Origin of the sequence: Enterobacter sp. ECC-219 (genome assembly GCF_043966805.1) — a bacterium.
GTDB lineage: Bacteria > Pseudomonadota > Gammaproteobacteria > Enterobacterales > Enterobacteriaceae > Enterobacter > Enterobacter cloacae_N.
Genome location: NZ_CP143680.1, coordinates 2246396 through 2262740 on the forward strand (window position 1 = coordinate 2246396; position 16345 = coordinate 2262740).

The window sequence follows — 16345 nt, forward strand, 5'->3', positions numbered from 1 at the left end:
ATGGCTTTAAAACGTAAAAACCTGGCGCGCCAGGCGGGCTTCACGTTGCTCGAATTAATGGTGGTGATTGTTATTCTCGGTGTTCTGGCGAGTATGGTAGTGCCAAACTTAATGGGGAATAAAGAGAAAGCGGACGAACAAAAAGCGACCAGCGATATTGTTGCGCTCGAAGGTTCACTGGATATGTATAAGCTGGATAGCCACCGCTACCCGACCACAGAGCAGGGCCTGCAGGCGCTGGTGACCAAGCCTGAAATCGCGCCAATTCCGAACGGCTACCGCGCCGATGGCTATATCCGCCGCCTGCCGCAGGATCCGTGGGGCGGGGATTACATTCTGGTGAGCCCGGGCGAACACGGCGCGGTCGATGTCTTCTCAGCCGGTCCGGACGGTGAAGCGAATACCGCCGATGATATTACGAACTGGTCTCTGGACAAGAAAGAGAAATAATGAATAAACAACGCGGCTTTACGTTGCTGGAAATTATTCTGGCGCTGGTGATATTTGCCAGCTGCGCCATGATGGTAGTGTCAACAATACCTTCGCGTAGCGGTGCGGATATATTTGGCCAGCAATTAAAAGCCCTCGTTGATTATGGTTCAGACCGTGCGGTGATGGACGGAAATATCGTCGGGCTGGTGATTACCACCGATAACTATCAGCTGGTGACGCTCGAAGATAAAAATGGCGAACGTCGCTGGGTGCCTTTATCCGCGGGGCGAATTACCACCAAAGGCTATTTCCCGGAGGAGATGCACGTTTCGCTCTCGCCGCAGCGCCTTGCCGCCACGGTAACCTCCGACCCGCAGGTGCTCTTTTTACCGGACGGCGAAATCAGCCGCTTCACGCTGACGCTGCAAAGCTACGACAAACAGCACCATTTCCGCGTGGTGTCGCAAGGCGCGGCCCCGGTATCGGTAGAAAACGATGGCTAACGGCAATAAAAAGCAAAAGGGGATGACGCTGCTGGAGGTAATGGTCGCGCTGGTGATCTTCTCCACCGCCGCGCTGGCTCTGATGAACTCCGTCACCCTGAACGTGCGTTTTACCCACGGTCTGGCCGAAACGCTGCAGGCCAGCTGGGTGGCGGAAAATCAGCTGGCGGAAGCGCAGCTCACGAAAACCGACTTCCCGGACGCCGAGGAGCAGGGGACGGAAATCATGGGCGGGCGCAGCTGGAACTGGCGCAAGCAGCGGGTAAAAACCGCCGACAACGTCTGGGCGAACGCGATCCGCGTCTACGCGGAAGGCGACGACAGCCAGCCGGTTATTGCCCTGCACATCATTCCGCCGGGAGAGAGCAAGTGAAAAAAACGCGACGCCAGCGCGGATTTACCCTGCTGGAGATCATGATTGCCCTGACCATCTTTGCGGTGATCAGCACGCTGGCCTGGCAAATTCTGGACGGCGCGATGCGCACCAGTTCGGCGACGGATGCCAGCGCCGCAAAGCTCAACCAGCTGCAGCGGGCCTGGAATCTGATGGAGCGCGATTTTTATCAGCTTCAGGCGCGCGCGCCGCGTAACGAGCCGGAACTGTTTCGTCAGGAGGGCGATGCCCTTGAGCTGACCACCCTGAACGGGGTGAGTGGAACGGTTCAGCTGGAGCGCGTGCGCTGGCGGCTGGAAGAGGGGCGTCTGTATCGCGACGTCTGGCCGGTGATTGACGGCCCGGCGGACGTTAAACCCGATGAGGTGCCGATTGTCAGCGAGGTGAAATCCCTGCAGTGGCGTTTTTACCGTCAGGGCTGGCAGAAAAGCTGGAGCGACGCGGCGCATCTGCCGGACGGCGTGGAGCTGACGCTGACCATGGAAAACGGCGACACCTGGCGCTGGGTCTTCACGACCCCGGGCGATATGCCCGAAGCGGCTGCGCCCGCCGCTGCGTCTGCGCCGCCACCAGCACCAGCACCAGCACCAGCACCAGCACCGGAAGCAAAATCATGAGTGCATTACGTAAACAGAAAGGGGTCGCGCTGCTGGTGGTGCTGATCCTGCTGGTCATGATGTCGGCGCTGGCCGCCAAAATCAGCCAGCAGTTCTGCCGCAACCTGCAGAAAACCCATTACCAGGTGAGCCAGCAGCAGCTGCGCTGGGCGATGCAGGCGCAGGAAAAGGTGGTGAAAGACCGCCTGCAGGCCGACGCCAGCGGTGAAAACAAGGCCCTGAACCTTGACGGCGACTGGCATCAGCCGCTGGAAACCCGGGGCGAAGATTACACGGTGGTCAGCCAGGTGGAAGACGCGCAGGACTGCTTTAACGTCAACAACCTGCTGGCCGCAGAGAAAATACCGCAGGGGCAAAACGCGCCCGCCGTGCCGGAAAAACCGCGTAACGAGCAGATTGTTGAACAGATCCTGACGGAAAGCGGCATCAGCCACGCTACGGCGGAAGAGGTGTATCAACAGCTAGTGGACTATCTCGATGGTGACGCGACGACGGCCAAAGACGGTGCAGAGAGCGATGCCTGGGCCGGCGTCGTGCCTGCCCGCCAGCCCGCAAACCAGATGATGCGCACCATTGCTGAGATCAAACAGCTGCCCGCGTTCCCGGCAGCGGCATACCCGAAGGTGAGCAAGTTGCTCTGCGCGCTGCCGGACTCTGCCAGCAAAGTGGATGTGAATACCCTGAAACCGGAGCAGGCCGCCTTACTGGCCGCCCTGTTCCCCGGAAAATTAACGGAAGATGACGCCGTTCGCCTGATTGATTCGCGTCCAGAAACCGGCTGGGAAAATATGGAAACCTTCAGCAAGGCGCTGGAGCAGACCTTCCCGCAGTTGAAAGACGATCTCCCGCAGGTGGCTGAGCTTCTCTCCATCAGCAGCCGGTATTTCCGGGTGAACTATACCGGCAATACCGATGAATTAACGCTTCGCGTGGTTAGCCAGCTTCAGGTCAATAACGAAGCCGGTGAGATCGTGACGTGGCAACGTCGTTACCGAATGATTGAATAAGAAAAGTAGATCGCTATGAAACAGGTACTTTTTGTTCGTCCCGATAGCCGCGAGGGCGGGAAAATAATGGGGTGTGTCTCCGGCAGCCAGCAGGTTGAGACGCTGGAGAGCCTGGACGCGCTGGCGGACCATCCACTGGCGTCCCGTGTTTGTCTGCTGCTGCCCGCCAGCAGCATGATCTTCCGTCATTTTACGCTGCCGAAGAAAGTCGCCTCTCAGGCGACGGCGTTCTCCTGGATGGCGGAAGAGACGCTGATTGGCGACGTGGATAATCTCCACTGGACGGTGCTGAATAAAAAAGGGGCCGAAGTGGATGCGGTGGCGATAGACGCCGATCTGCTGCGCGGGTGGTTAAACCGCTGTCAGGAGGCGGGGTTAAAGGTGATTCAGGTGCTGCCGGATGCCTGGCTGCTGCCCGTGACGGCTGGCGGAAGTACCCTCGTCGCCCTGGATGAGAGCTACTGGCTGCGTTTATCACCGCATATTGCCAGTGAGATGGAAGCGAGCCTGCTGCCGCTTCTGATGCAGAAGGCCGGAGAGGGGGAGGTGTGCTGCTACGGTGAAGCGCCTGCCGGTGTCGCGGTCGACATCGCCCAGCCCTGGCAGCATCCGCTGGTGCTGATCCAGCCCCAGTGGCAAGCCTGCCGCGTCACGCTCCTGCACGGCGAATTCAGCGCGAAAGCGGGCTCGGGGAAAGCCTCGAAGGGCATCAAAGCGGCAATTGCCGCGGCGGGTCTGCTCTCTCTCGGCCTGTTGCTGGGCCCGCGCGTCGCCATGGCCTGGATGCTGGTGCAGCAGGAAAATCAGCTTCAGCAGGAGATCCTGCAGGTTTATCAGCACCATTTTCCGAGCATGCGCCAGCAGACCAATATCAAATATCACTTTGGTCAAAACATGAAAAAGCAGAGCAAAGGGGTGTTTCTGCAGCTGGAAGATCTGGAGAAAGCCAGGCAGGCCGTACCCGCGCTGGAGATCACGCTGCTCGAGTACGATGCTCAGCAAAACACGCTGACGCTGAGCGCCAGTTCACAAAGCCAATCCGCGTTGCAGACGTTTGTAAACCAGGCGGGGGAATATTTTGATTTCACCTTACAGCCTGTTTCGACCTCTGCTCCTTATACCGCCATGATCGCAGGGAAATATAAATGAAAGAGCGAATCACGCAGCTTAAGTCTCGTTACCAGAATTACAGTGCCAGGGAAAAAATTATTCTGAAAATATGTGCCGTCGCGATAGCGGGGGCAGTTATTTATTACGCGGGAATGGTTCCGCTGGATAATATGATTCAGAACAGTAAGGCCACGCTGAGCAGACAAAAAGAGACGCTGAACTGGATGCGCAGTGAAATAGATAAAAACCATCTCCAGGTCCAGATTGTCAAAACGGATAATCCGCGCACGGTGGTGGAGAACAGCGCCCAGGAAATTCATCTGCCTTTGACAGACGTGCGTCAGGATGGGCAAACCTTATCGTTCGTGGTCAGTCGCGTAAATGTCTATGAATTAAAGAGCTGGCTGCGGGAAATAAACCAGACCTCCGGCGTCAGGCTGCAGAAAATGAACCTCACGCCGGTCGACCACCTCAGCGATGTGAAAGCGGAAGTCCAGCTCACCTGGAGCAAAAAGGCATGAACACGTTCGCGCTGATGCGGGACGTATACCCGGTGGGGTTCCCGGTAATGAGTGCGATCTTCGGCGGTATTATCGGAAGCTTTCTTGGGGTGGTTGCCGAACGCGTGCCGGGCATGGTGATGCAGGAGGAGGGGGGCGGTAATCTGCTCTTTCCGGCGTCGCACTGTCCGGTGTGCCAGCACACCCTGACCGCCTGGGAGAATATCCCGCTGGTCAGCTGGCTTGTATTACGCGGGCGCTGCCGCCAGTGCAGAACGGCTATCCCCTTGCGGCTATTTTTAATCGAACTTTTTTCCGCACTGTTTTGCGGCATCACCGCCTGGTGTATGCCAGACATCCTGTCCCTTTTCACCCTGTGGTTGCTGGCCGCTTTTTTGCTGCCCCTGGCAATGATTGACTGGCGGCATCAGCTCCTGCCGGATTGTCTGACGCAGCCTCTGCTGTGGGCAGGATTATTGTTCCATGCGTTTGACCACCAGCTGCCGCTGCGCGATGCGCTGTTCGGCGCGGTCGCGGGCTATCTCTCCCTCTGGCTGCTCTACTGGGCATTCCGTCTGATTACCGGGCGGGAAGGGCTGGGATATGGCGATTTTAAGCTGCTGGCGGCCCTGGGCGCCTGGTGCGGCTGGCAGGCGCTGCCTTCAATTGAACTCGCGGCAGCGTTGAGCGGTATTGTGGGTTATTTCACATTAAATAATTTAAATAAAAATAACCTCACTATTTCTTTCGGACCGTATCTCTCATTTGCTGGAATAGTGGTGTTTATTGGACAGCAGTTTGCTTTCATATTTTAAATATACGGGTCAAGTTTTTTTATAAATTTTTTTGACGGTGGAAGAGAAGGACGCCTCTTTGCGCTCAGTGTATCGTAAAGGATATAAGCTACACGGAATTTGGGCTTGTATCTTTTTATGGAGGAATACAACGCAGCAAAACGTTTTTTGTCACGGTTTTCAGGTTGGTTAAATACGCATTACGCGAAGAGATCCCATGCTCTCAAGGAAGACATGGATTATTAACGTTACGAATAAATTTATCAGGAAATAAAAATGAAATTTATGAAGCCTAAATATCTGGCGCTTTTTGTTGCAGCCGCAACAAGCTCAGTATTTGCAGCGGCGCCAGGTACACCTTCTATTACGTCGGGCAATGATAAATTTGCGCTGGTAGAAGTGGATCAGACCGCGCAGGACTATAACAACCTTGTCAAAGTACACAAAGATGGCGTTGACGTTAAGGTGGAGTGGAACGTCTGGAGCGGTGATGCTCCAACGTCTGCAAAAGTCTTGCTGGACGGCAAAACCGTCTGGACCGGTGCGGGTAGTGCCGCAGGTTTCGCGACCTTTAAAGTGAAGAAAGGGGGTCGTTACCAGGAGCAGGTTGAACTGTGTAACGACAGCGGCTGCACCAGGAGCGCCAGCAAGCTGATCATCGTGGCGGATACCGACGGAAGCCACCTGCTCCCGCTGAACACCCCGCTGCTGGAAAACAACAAAACCTTCGCGCAGCACACCGATAAAGTGGTTGGCGCTTACTTCCCTGAGTGGGGCGTTTACGACCGTAACTTCTCTGCGGACAAAATTCCTGTCGCGAACATCAACCACCTGCTGTACGGCTTCATTCCAATCTGTGGCGGCGACGGCATTAACGACAGCGCCAAATCTTCCGGCGCGCTGGAGTCTCTGAAACGCGCCTGCCAGGGCCGTCAGGACTACACCGTGGCGATCCACGATCCGTGGGCTGCGCTGCAGAAACCTCAGCAGGGCGTGACCGGCTGGGACGAGCCGTACAAAGGCAACTATGGCCAGCTGATGGCGATGAAAAAAGCCCATCCTGACCTGAAAATTCTGCCATCCGTAGGCGGCTGGACTCTGTCTGACCCGTTCTATCAGATGGATAACAAAGTGCTGCGCGACCGCTTCGTTGCGTCCGTTAAGGACTTCCTGACCACCTGGAAAGTGTTCGACGGCGTGGATATCGACTGGGAATTCCCGGGCGGCGGCGGTGAAAACGCCAAGCTGGGTAATCCGCAGACCGATAAAGCGACCTACACCGCGCTGATGCACGACCTGCGTCAGATGCTGAACGAACTGTCTGCGGAAACTGGCCGTACTTACGAGCTGACCACCGCAATCGGTGCGGGTAAAGATAAGATCGAAGACGTGGACTACAACACCGCGCAGCAGTACATCGACCATATCTTCCTGATGAGCTACGACTTCTACGGCGCGTGGAGCAATACCGATTTGGGCCACCAGACCGCACTGTACGGTGCTTCCTGGAAACCAGATACCAACTACACCACCGATAACGCTGTGAAAGAGATGCTGTCGCAGGGCGTACAGCCAGGCAAGATCGTCGTTGGTGCGGCTATGTATGGCCGCGGCTGGACCGGCGTTCACGGTTACACGGGTGACAATCCATTCACTGGTACCGCGACTGGCCCAGTCAAAGGCACCTGGGAAAACGGTATCGTTGACTACCGTCAGATTGTAAACCAGATGCTGGGCAAACCAGGCTGGGAATACAAATACGACGAAGCAGCAGAAGCCCCGTACGTGTTCAACAAATCCACCGGTGAGCTGGTGACATACGATAACGCCCGTTCCGTCAATGCGAAAGGCAAATACGTGATGAACAAGAACCTGGGTGGTCTGTTCGCATGGTCTATCGAATCCGATAACGGGGATATCCTGAACGCTATGAACGAAAGCCTGCTCGGCGGCAGTTCAACGCCAGTTGATCCTGTTGTGACCAACCATGCACCGGTCGCCTCTGCAACCGACATGACCGTGACTGGTCCGGCTACTGTTACCCTGGATGGCTCTGCATCCAGCGACCAGGACGGCGATGCGCTGACCTACAAATGGACGCAGGTTTCCGGTGCGACCGTGACCCTGGCAAACAGCACCAGCGCGAAAGCCAGCTTCAGTGTGCCGGCCGTCACCAGCGACCAAAATATGGTCTTCCGCCTGACTGTGACCGACGCGAAAGGGCTGAGCAACGCTGTCGACGTACAGGTAGTTAACAAAGCACCTAAAGCTAACCAGGCTCCGGTAATCAATGCAATGGAAGCCGTCACCGTTCAGTCCGGTGAAGCGATTTCTCTGCATGCACAGGCATCCGATCCTGATGGCGATGCGCTGACCTACAGCTGGAGCGTACCGGCTGATATGAACGCAACGGGTACCGATACTGCGAACGTTCGCATCACTGCGCCAGAGGTGAACAATACCTCTTCCTACACGCTGAGCGTTGTAGTGACGGATGGTAAAACCAGCGTGCAGTCTAACGTCCAGGTGACCGTGAATCCGAAACCGGCTGACGTTACGCCGCCTGCTGACGATGTTACGCCTCCAGCGGACGACGTTACTCCTCCGGCTGATGACGTTACACCACCTTCTGACGAAGGCTCTGCAACCGGCAGCTGCGACGCGCCTGTTGATGCTAACGCCAGCAAGTATGCCGCGTGGGATGCCAGCAAAATCTACAACAATGGCGATACCGTCAGCTTCGACCATCTGGTGTGGAAAGCGAAGTACTGGACGCAGGGCAACCAGCCTGGCTTCGGTGTGGACGCATGGGAACTGGTCAGCGACGTGAAGATGAACTGGCGTTCTGACCTGGTCTACAACGGCGGTGATACCACCACCTACGAGGGCAACGTTTACCGTGCCAAATGGTGGACTCGCGGTGATAACCCGGCTAACAGCGATGTATGGGTGAAAGAAGGTCCTTCAACAGACTGCAAATAATCTGGCCCGATAATCACTCACCATCCCCGTGAGGGATGGTGAGTGATTCAAAATTCATTTTACAGGATGTTGCTAAGGAGAAATCACTGACGCTTACAGCAGGTAAAAATGAAAAAGGTAATATTGTTGTTATTGATAATAAGCCAAAGCGCACTGGCAAATTGTTGGGACAGAGCAGCGCACTATTATCATGTCGATCCGTATTTATTGTATGCCATAGCCAATGTTGAATCCGGTATGAATCCGTATGCGGTTGGGCAAAATCATGACGGCACGCGTGATGTCGGGCTGATGCAGATTAACAGTACACATTTTACGGAGCTGGAAAGCAGAGGCATTGACGAATATCGGCTGATGACCGAACCCTGTACCTCCATCATGGTCGGCGCCTCCATCCTTTCAGGGATGATCAAGGTGTACGGCTATAACTGGGAAGCGGTAGGTGCCTATAACGCCGGTTTAAAAAAAGAGAATTATCCGCAGCGAATGAAGTATGCGCATAAGGTCTGGAAAAAATATCAACAGTTGAAATTAGCGGCGCAATATTAAGGTTTTTTATTTTTGAAGAATTCCCGAGGGTGTTCTTCGAAAAGTGAAAACAGCTGTCTGTGGTTTATTTATTAATGGATTAATACATAAGCCGGGATTTATCTTTAACTTCAATTAACAGGAATACTGAAATGAATAAAAGGACGTTACTGAGTGTACTCGTTGCCGGCGCATGCGTAGCACCGTTTATGGCGCAGGCTGCCTCGCTGCAGGCGACCACCAGTGAACCATACACCATGAAAGCCAGCGATCTGGCGAAGAAAGAGAAGGAATTGACGGATTTCCCGCTGATGGCCTCCGTTAAAGAGACCATCAAGACTCTGGACAACGCTCAGGTTGAACTGATTGAACCAGGCCGCGCGGCGAACCCGGAAAACGTGAAGCGCGTTGAAGGGATTGTGAAAGCCAGCGACTGGGAATACCTGTTCCCGCTGCGTGCTCAGGCATACACCTACAGCAATTTCCTGAAAGCGGTAGGTAAATTCCCGGCGCTGTGTAAGACCTACAACGACGGCCGTGACAGCGACGCGATCTGCCGCAAAGAGCTGGCAACCATGTTTGCTCACTTTGCCCAGGAAACCGGCGGTCACGAAAGCTGGCGTCCGGAAGCCGAATGGCGTCAGGCGCTGGTGCACGTGCGTGAAATGGGCTGGAGCGAAGGCCAGAAGGGCGGCTATAACGGCGAATGTAACCCGGACGTCTGGCAGGGCCAGACCTGGCCGTGCGGTAAAGACAAAGACGGCGACTTCCTGAGCTACTTCGGTCGCGGTGCGAAGCAGCTGTCCTACAACTACAATTACGGTCCATTCTCTGAAGCGATGTACGGCGACGTACGTACGCTGCTCGACAAACCTGAGCTGGTGGCGGACACCTGGCTGAACCTGGCGAGTGCAATCTTCTTCTTCGCCTATCCACAGCCGCCAAAACCAAGCATGCTGCAGGTTATCGACGGCACGTGGCAGCCGAACGATCACGATAAAGCCAACGGTCTGGTCCCTGGCTTCGGCGTGACCACCCAGATCATCAACGGCGGCGTAGAGTGCGGCGGCCCGACTGAAATTGCCCAGTCGCAGAACCGTATCAAGTACTACAAAGAGTTCGCGAACTATCTGAAAGTGCCCGTTCCGGCCAATGAAGTGCTGGGCTGCGCCAACATGAAGCAGTTCGACGAATACGGTGCCGGTGCCCTGAAGATTTACTGGGAACAGGACTGGGGATGGAGCGCTGATACACCGGACGGTAAGACCTACTCTTGCCAGCTGGTGGGCTATCAGACGCCGTTCAGCGCCTTTAAAGACGGTGACTACACCAAGTGTGTGCAGAAGTTCTATAACGTCAATATCGTAAACGATGACGGCTCTGCCGTAACGCCGGACGAAACCCCGGTAACGCCAGCGCCTTCCGAAGATGAAACGCCGGCACCGGCACCAGCGCCGACGCCGGATGAAACCCCGGCAGAGCCTGTAGTGGCAAACCATGCACCGGTTGCGCATATTGCGGGTCCAATCGGGGCTGTTGACGCGGGCGCACAGGTCTCTCTGAGCGCCGAAGGTTCTACCGATGCCGACGGCAATAAGCTGACCTATACCTGGCGCTCTCAGGACGGCCAGACCGTGACCGGCGAAGACAAAGCGGTAGTGACCTTCACTGCACCTGAGTCCGCAACGGCGCAGCAGATTGAAGTGAGCCTGACCGTCAGCGATGGCGAGCTGAGCAGCACCACCTCATATCTGCTGAACGTGAAGGCGAAAGCGACCCCGTCTCAGGACGAAGGCACTTCCGGCTCTTACCCGGCGTGGAGCGCGAACAGCAAGTACAACGCAGGTGATATCGTGAACAACCACGGTAAACTGTTCCAGTGCAAACCGTTCCCGTACAGCGGCTGGTGTAACAACGCCCCGGCATACTATGAACCAGGCGCAGGTCTGGCATGGGCTGATGCCTGGACGGCTCTGTAAAAGCGAAACGGCAACCGAAAGGTTGCCGTTTTAGTATTTGCACTTTCCCCTCACCCTAACCCTCTCCCCGGAGGGGCGAGGGGACGGTACGGTGCTGTTGCAGGCGGGCAAAACGCTAGCGATGAAGCTTCCCGTGATCCCGTAACCATGCCGCCGTGCGCATAATGCCTTCATCCAGCGTCACAATCGGCTTATACCCCAGCTCGTTCTCCGCCCGCGAAATATCCAGCGTAAAATCAAAGTTGAGCTTCGATACCCCATAGTGCGTCAGCGCAGGCTCTTTGGCGGATTTACTGCCAAAACGCTCCATGCTGCGGGCGATCATGTCCAGCATCGGGTAGGGCACGGAACGGATACGGCAGTCGATCTGCAGTTCATCAATCAGCCGCTGCACAATACTGCGCAGCGTACAGGGTTCGCCGTTGGTGATGTTATACGCGCGCCCGGAAATCAGCTTGTCGCAGTCTGGCTGGCTCGCCAGCCACATTGCGTGGACGGCATTTTCGTAATAGGTCATATCCACCAGCGCATCACCGCCGCGCGGCAGCAGCACGCTGCCGTAGTGGTGCATCATCTGCGCCAGGCGCGGAATAAACACCTTATCGTGCGGCCCGAACAGGCTCTGCGGGCGAAGGACCGTAAAACGGGTGTGCGGGTTTGACTGGGCCAGCAGGTCGATCACCTCTTCGCTGGCCGCTTTACTGCGGGCAAACTCACAGGCAAAGCGAGCAGGGCGGAAATCTTCCTGCACGTCACGATGGTGGTGATAGTCAAAATAGAGTGACGGTGACGAGATATGAATAAAGTTACGCACGCCCCAGGCGACGGCCCATTCGCCCAGACGACGCGTGGCGCGCACGTTGGCGAGATCGAAGGCTTCCTGGGTTCCCCACGGGGAGGTAAAACTGGAGCAGTGCCACAGCGTGTCGATACCGGCGAGCATCACCTTCGCCTGCGAGGAGACCAGCTCCGTCAGGTCGGCATGGACGAACTCCGCGCCCATTTTTTGCAGCAGTTTACCCATCGCTTCGTTGCGACCGGTGGCCCTGACGCTGATGCCCTTGTTGCGCAGAAATTCGACCGCATTTCGGCCTAAGCCGCTGGTCGCCCCGGTAACCAGTACCTTCATATCAATCCACTGTGTTGAAAAGAATTTCGTGCGCATTCTTTCGTGAATTACGATGTGTTGCAATGGGAAAGGTGAAAGAAAGAGGGTTTTATTGAGTTATTTTCGTCTTTTGTTCTGCCAGTTGCGCAATGCGTTTCGCCATCCCCCTGAAGATAAACAGGTGCGCGGGGATCATCAGTAGCCAATAGAACAGACCCGGCATCCCGTGCGGGTGCCACCAGGCGCGAACGTCCAGTTCCCGGTGGTCGCCTTTGTCCCTGAGCGTAAAGCAGAGCCGCCCCAGGCCCGGAGCCTTCATGCCGAACAGCAGCGCCAGCTGTTTTTCCGGTTCGACGATGATCACCTTCCAGCTGTCGACCGTATCGCCCACGTTGAGATATGGGGCGGCAGGACGACCTTTCGCCAGACGATGGCCTACCAGCAGATCCAGCGCGCCGCGCGTTTGCCAGAGGATATTGCCGAAGAAATAGCGCTCTTTGCCGCCGATCTGGTTCACTACCTCCCACAGCGCGTGGAGACTGGCAGAGGTTTTTACCGTGCAGCCCGCCTGCTTCGGGTAATAGCCGTATTCGGGCCGCCAGCGGGCAAAGGCCTGGGCGTCGTAACCCCAGTCGCTGGAGTTCACCAGCTTCTCTTCTTCCTTCAGCGTATGGCGCACCGCGTCGTCAAAGCGGATCAATTCCTGGGGGATCAACGCGCGCAGCGCGCGATCGTCCGCCAGCAGATCGTGCTTCAGCCCCTGGATCAGCGCCTTCGCGGTCGTCGGGGGAACCGAGGTGATCACATTCAAAAACCACACCGATATCCAGCGGGTCGGGAAGGGGATGGGGATAAGCCAGCGGCGGCGTCCGCTGACGCGCATAAAGTGTTCGAACTGTTCCTGATAGCTCAGCACCTCCGGGCCAGCGGCTTCCAGCACGCGGTGTTGCTCTGTCGGGTGATCCAGCAGGGCCACCAGATAATGCAGCAGGTTCTCCAGCGCAATCGGCGTGGTGCGCGAACGCACCCAGCGCGGCGGCGTGAGCACCGGCAGGTTGTAGACCATGTCGCGCATCACCTCGAAGGCGGCGGAACCCGCGCCAACGATGATCCCGGCGCGCAGCTCGGTGACGGGAATATTCGCCCCGCGAAGCGTGTCGGCCGTCAGCTGGCGGGCGCGCAGGTGATCGGACTGCTCGTGTTCGGGCGCCTGAAGCGAGCTTAAAAAAATCACCTGCTTCACCGGCGTTTGCAGCAGGGCATCGCGGACGTTCATCGCCACCTGCCGCTCGTGGGCGATGAAATCGCCGCCTTCGCCCATGCTGTGAACCAGGTAGTAAAGCGTGTCTACCCCTTCCAGCAGCGCGGGAAGCTCCTTCGGCCAGTTGAGATCGACGTTGTGACAGGTCACGCCTGGCAAAGTGAGTTTTTGCAGACGCTCGGTGTTGCGTGCCGCTGCCCGCACCTGATGCCCCTGCTGGCTTAACGCAGAGGTGAGATGCTGACCAATATATCCGCTGGCGCCAAGCACCAGAATGCGTTGCGGCACGTGATGCTCCTTAGCGCTGTAAAAACGCCTGCCAGTGTTTCACCACGTCCGCCAGCTGTTCGCGGCTCGCGTCGAGATGCATCACCAGACGCACGATCGGGGAGGCGTTGATCAGCACGCCACGCGCTTTCATAAATTCGCCCAGCGCAGCAGCGTGCTCTTCGCCCACGCGAACGAACAGCATGTTGGTGTCGTGACGCATCACGTCTGCGCCGATCTCGCGCAGCTGCGTCGCCATCCACGCGGCGTTGTCGTGATCGTCCTTAAGGCGCGCCACGTTATTTTTTAACGCGTACAGCCCCGCGGCCGCCAGAATGCCGGCCTGACGCATGCCGCCGCCGGTCATTTTACGCCAGCGGTTGGCGCGCTTGATGTAGTCCGCATTGCCGACCAGCAGGGAGCCCACCGGTGTACCCAGACCTTTTGAGAGGCAAATGGTGAACGAGTCGCAATACTGCGTTATCTCTTTCAGTTCGCAGCCGTACTCCACCACGGCGTTGAAGATACGCGCGCCGTCAACGTGCAGGCCGAGCCCTCGCTCGCGGGTAAATTCCCACGCCGCTTTCAGGTACTCGCGCGGCAGAACTTTGCCGTTGTGGGTGTTTTCGAGGCTGAGCAGCCTGGTGCGGGCGAAGTGAATATCGTCGGCTTTGATTTTCGCCGCCACTTTGTCGAGCGGCAGGGAGCCGTCCGGTGCGGCGTCAATCGGCTGCGGTTGAATGCTGCCGAGCACGGCAGCACCGCCAGCTTCGTAGAGATAGTTATGCGCGCCCTGGCCGACGATATACTCTTCACCGCGCTCGCAGTGGCTGAGCAGTGCCACCAGGTTCGCCTGCGTGCCGGTTGGCAGGAACAGGGCGGCCTCCTTGCCGCTCAGCTCTGCCGCATAGCGCTGCAGTTCGTTGACCGTCGGGTCATCGCCGTAGACGTCGTCCCCGACCGGGGCGGCCATCATCTCTTCTAGCATGGCACGGCTCGGGCGGGTAACGGTATCACTACGCAAATCAATCATTTCACATCCCTTTAGTTTAAGAGGTCATGCGAAATGTTTTACCTGAGCCAGTTGGTTTTTGCCAGTTCGATCACTTCGTCACCGCGCCCGCTGATGATGGCGCGCAGCATGTAGAGGCTAAAACCTTTGGCCTGCTCCAGCTTGATCTGCGGCGGGATGGCCAGCTCTTCTTTGGCGACGACGACATCTACCAGTACCGGGCCGTCGATAGAGAAAGCGCGCTGCAGGGCTTCATCCACCTCGGAGGCTTTCTCTACCCGAATACCGGTGATGCCGCAGGCTTCGGCGATGCGCGCAAAGTTGGTGTCGTGCAGCTCGGTGCCGTCCGTGAGATAGCCTCCGGCCTTCATCTCCATCGCCACGAAGCCCAGCACGCTGTTGTTAAAGACCACGATTTTCAGCGGGAGCTTCATCTGCACTACCGACAGGAAATCCCCCATCAGCATGCTGAACCCGCCGTCACCGCACATCGCCACTACCTGGCGCTCCGGCGCCGTCGCTTTTGCGCCCAGCGCCTGCGGCATGGCGTTGGCCATCGAGCCGTGGTTGAACGAGCCGAGCAGTCGGCGCCTGCCGTTCATCTTCAGATAGCGCGCCGCCCAGACGGTTGGCGTGCCGACGTCGCAGGTAAAAATGGCGTCGTCGTCCGCAAAATGGCTGATCTGCTGCGCCAGATACTGCGGGTGAATGGCTTTGTCGCTCGGTTTAGCGAGGTCGTCCAGCCCCTTGCGCGCGTCGCGATAATCGCTCAGGGCTTTATCGAGGAACTTGCGATCGGTTTTCTCTTCGAGAAGCGGCAGCAGGGCGGCAAGGGTGGATTTGATATCGCCCACCAGCGCCATATCGACCTTACTGTGCGCGCCGATGCTGGCCGGGTTGATATCAATCTGAATAATTTTGGCATCCGTCGGGTAGAAGGCACGGTACGGGAACTGGGTGCCGAGCAGAATGAGCGTGTCGGCGTTCATCATGGTGTGGAAGCCGCTGGAGAAACCGATAAGCCCGGTCATGCCCACATCAAAGGGGTTGTCGTATTCCACGTGCTCTTTGCCGCGCAGGGCGTGGACGATCGGCGCTTTGAGCTTACCGGCGAACTCAAGTAATTCTTTATGCGCGCCCGCGCAGCCGCTGCCGCACATCAGGGCGATATTGCTGGAGTAACGGAGCAGCTGCGCCAGCTTTTTCAGCTCTTCTTCGGCAGGCGTTACCACGGGCTGTGGGGCGTGATACCAGTGGGTGCTGGCCCCTTCCGGCGCGGCCTTGAGCGCCACGTCGCCGGGGATAACGACAACTGACACACCACGGTTCAGCACGGCCTTGCGCATGGCGATCGCCAGCACCTGCGGGATCTGCTCCGGGGATGAAACCAGCTCGCAATAGTGGCTGCATTCACGGAACAGCTCCTGCGGATGCGTCTCCTGAAAATAGCCACTGCCGATTTCGGAAGAGGGGATATGGGCGGCAATCGCCAGCACCGGCACGTGGTTACGGTGGCAGTCGAACAGGCCGTTGATCAGATGCAGGTTGCCCGGCCCGCACGAGCCCGCACACACGGCCAGCTCTCCGGTGAGCTGCGCTTCGGCACCCGCGGCGAAGGCGGCGACCTCTTCATGGCGGGTGGGCATCCACTCGATGGTCTTCATCTTGTTGAGGCTGTCGCTAAGCCCGTTCAGGGAATCGCCGGTTACGCCCCAGATACGTTTTACACCTGCCTGTTCAAGGGTCTTCGCTATGTATGCAGCCACGGTTTGTTTCATGGTTGTCCGTCTCCTTTTTGTGATATCGCTTACAAGCTTAGAAGAAAGTCACTGTATTGCCTGCTCTATACCC

The 16345-nt window shown here is 57.1% G+C and carries 15 protein-coding genes; 11 read left to right on the forward strand and 4 right to left on the reverse strand.

All coding sequences use genetic code 11. The features are described 5' to 3' along the window. The 11 genes from gspG to V1603_RS10620 all read left to right on the forward strand — a co-directional run bounded on the left by gspG (position 1) and on the right by V1603_RS10620 (position 10846). Complete coding sequence (gspG, locus tag V1603_RS10570; RefSeq protein WP_395313887.1) at positions 1-450, forward strand: type II secretion system major pseudopilin GspG; 450 nt, start codon at positions 1-3, stop codon at positions 448-450. Continuing rightward, positions 450-935, forward strand: coding sequence for a type II secretion system minor pseudopilin GspH (gene gspH / locus V1603_RS10575; protein ID WP_116341026.1), 486 nt, complete (start codon positions 450-452; stop codon positions 933-935). The genes gspG and gspH overlap by 1 nt, the downstream gene beginning before the upstream one ends. Next, the gene (gene gspI / locus V1603_RS10580) at positions 928-1308 is read left to right on the forward strand and encodes a type II secretion system minor pseudopilin GspI (protein ID WP_116341024.1); all 381 of its coding nucleotides are present in this window, start codon (positions 928-930) and stop codon (positions 1306-1308) included. Before gspH ends, gspI begins: the two co-directional genes overlap by 8 nt. Further along, positions 1305-1946 (forward strand): type II secretion system minor pseudopilin GspJ, encoded by a 642-nt coding sequence (gene gspJ, locus V1603_RS10585; RefSeq protein WP_316380021.1) that lies wholly within the window; start codon positions 1305-1307, stop codon positions 1944-1946. The genes gspI and gspJ overlap by 4 nt, the downstream gene beginning before the upstream one ends. Then, a complete protein-coding gene (gspK, locus tag V1603_RS10590) occupies positions 1943-2953 on the forward strand; it encodes a type II secretion system minor pseudopilin GspK (RefSeq protein ID WP_116341020.1) in 1011 nt (336 codons plus the stop codon). The genes gspJ and gspK overlap by 4 nt, the downstream gene beginning before the upstream one ends. A 15-nt stretch (positions 2954-2968) precedes the next feature. Continuing rightward, entirely contained in the window at positions 2969-4102 is a 1134-nt protein-coding gene (gene gspL / locus V1603_RS10595; protein ID WP_395313888.1) for a type II secretion system protein GspL, read from the forward strand. Beyond that, entirely contained in the window at positions 4099-4584 is a 486-nt protein-coding gene (gene gspM, locus V1603_RS10600; RefSeq protein ID WP_116341016.1) for a type II secretion system protein GspM, read from the forward strand. The genes gspL and gspM overlap by 4 nt, the downstream gene beginning before the upstream one ends. Next, on the forward strand, positions 4581-5378 hold the full coding sequence (locus V1603_RS10605) for a prepilin peptidase (RefSeq protein ID WP_395313889.1): 798 nt from the start codon (positions 4581-4583) through the stop codon (positions 5376-5378). The genes gspM and V1603_RS10605 overlap by 4 nt, the downstream gene beginning before the upstream one ends. A gap of 255 nt (positions 5379-5633) precedes the next feature. Then, complete coding sequence (locus V1603_RS10610) at positions 5634-8339, forward strand: glycosyl hydrolase family 18 protein (RefSeq protein WP_395313890.1); 2706 nt, start codon at positions 5634-5636, stop codon at positions 8337-8339. Positions 8340-8447: 108 nt separating this feature from the next. Next, entirely contained in the window at positions 8448-8888 is a 441-nt protein-coding gene (gene iagB, locus V1603_RS10615) for a type III secretion system invasion protein IagB (RefSeq protein ID WP_116341012.1), read from the forward strand. Positions 8889-9019: 131 nt separating this feature from the next. Beyond that, positions 9020-10846 carry a glycoside hydrolase family 19 protein gene (locus V1603_RS10620; protein WP_395313891.1) on the forward strand — a complete coding sequence of 609 codons (1827 nt, stop codon included), beginning with the start codon at positions 9020-9022 and terminating at the stop codon, positions 10844-10846. Positions 10847-10961: 115 nt separating this feature from the next. Here V1603_RS10620 and V1603_RS10625 read toward each other — a convergent pair whose 3' ends face one another. The 4 genes from V1603_RS10625 to poxB all read right to left on the reverse strand — a co-directional run bounded on the left by V1603_RS10625 (position 10962) and on the right by poxB (position 16272). Next, the gene (locus V1603_RS10625; protein ID WP_116341168.1) at positions 10962-11975 is read right to left on the reverse strand and encodes an NAD(P)-dependent oxidoreductase; all 1014 of its coding nucleotides are present in this window, start codon (positions 11973-11975) and stop codon (positions 10962-10964) included. An 88-nt stretch (positions 11976-12063) separates the two neighbouring features. Further along, complete coding sequence (locus V1603_RS10630) at positions 12064-13503, reverse strand: SDR family oxidoreductase (RefSeq protein WP_233002264.1); 1440 nt, start codon at positions 13501-13503, stop codon at positions 12064-12066. A gap of 10 nt (positions 13504-13513) precedes the next feature. After that, positions 13514-14515 carry a low-specificity L-threonine aldolase gene (gene ltaE / locus V1603_RS10635; protein WP_233002265.1) on the reverse strand — a complete coding sequence of 334 codons (1002 nt, stop codon included), beginning with the start codon at positions 14513-14515 and terminating at the stop codon, positions 13514-13516. Positions 14516-14553: 38 nt separating this feature from the next. Beyond that, complete coding sequence (gene poxB / locus V1603_RS10640) at positions 14554-16272, reverse strand: ubiquinone-dependent pyruvate dehydrogenase (protein ID WP_116341004.1); 1719 nt, start codon at positions 16270-16272, stop codon at positions 14554-14556. Between the last annotated feature and the right edge of the window lie 73 nt (positions 16273-16345).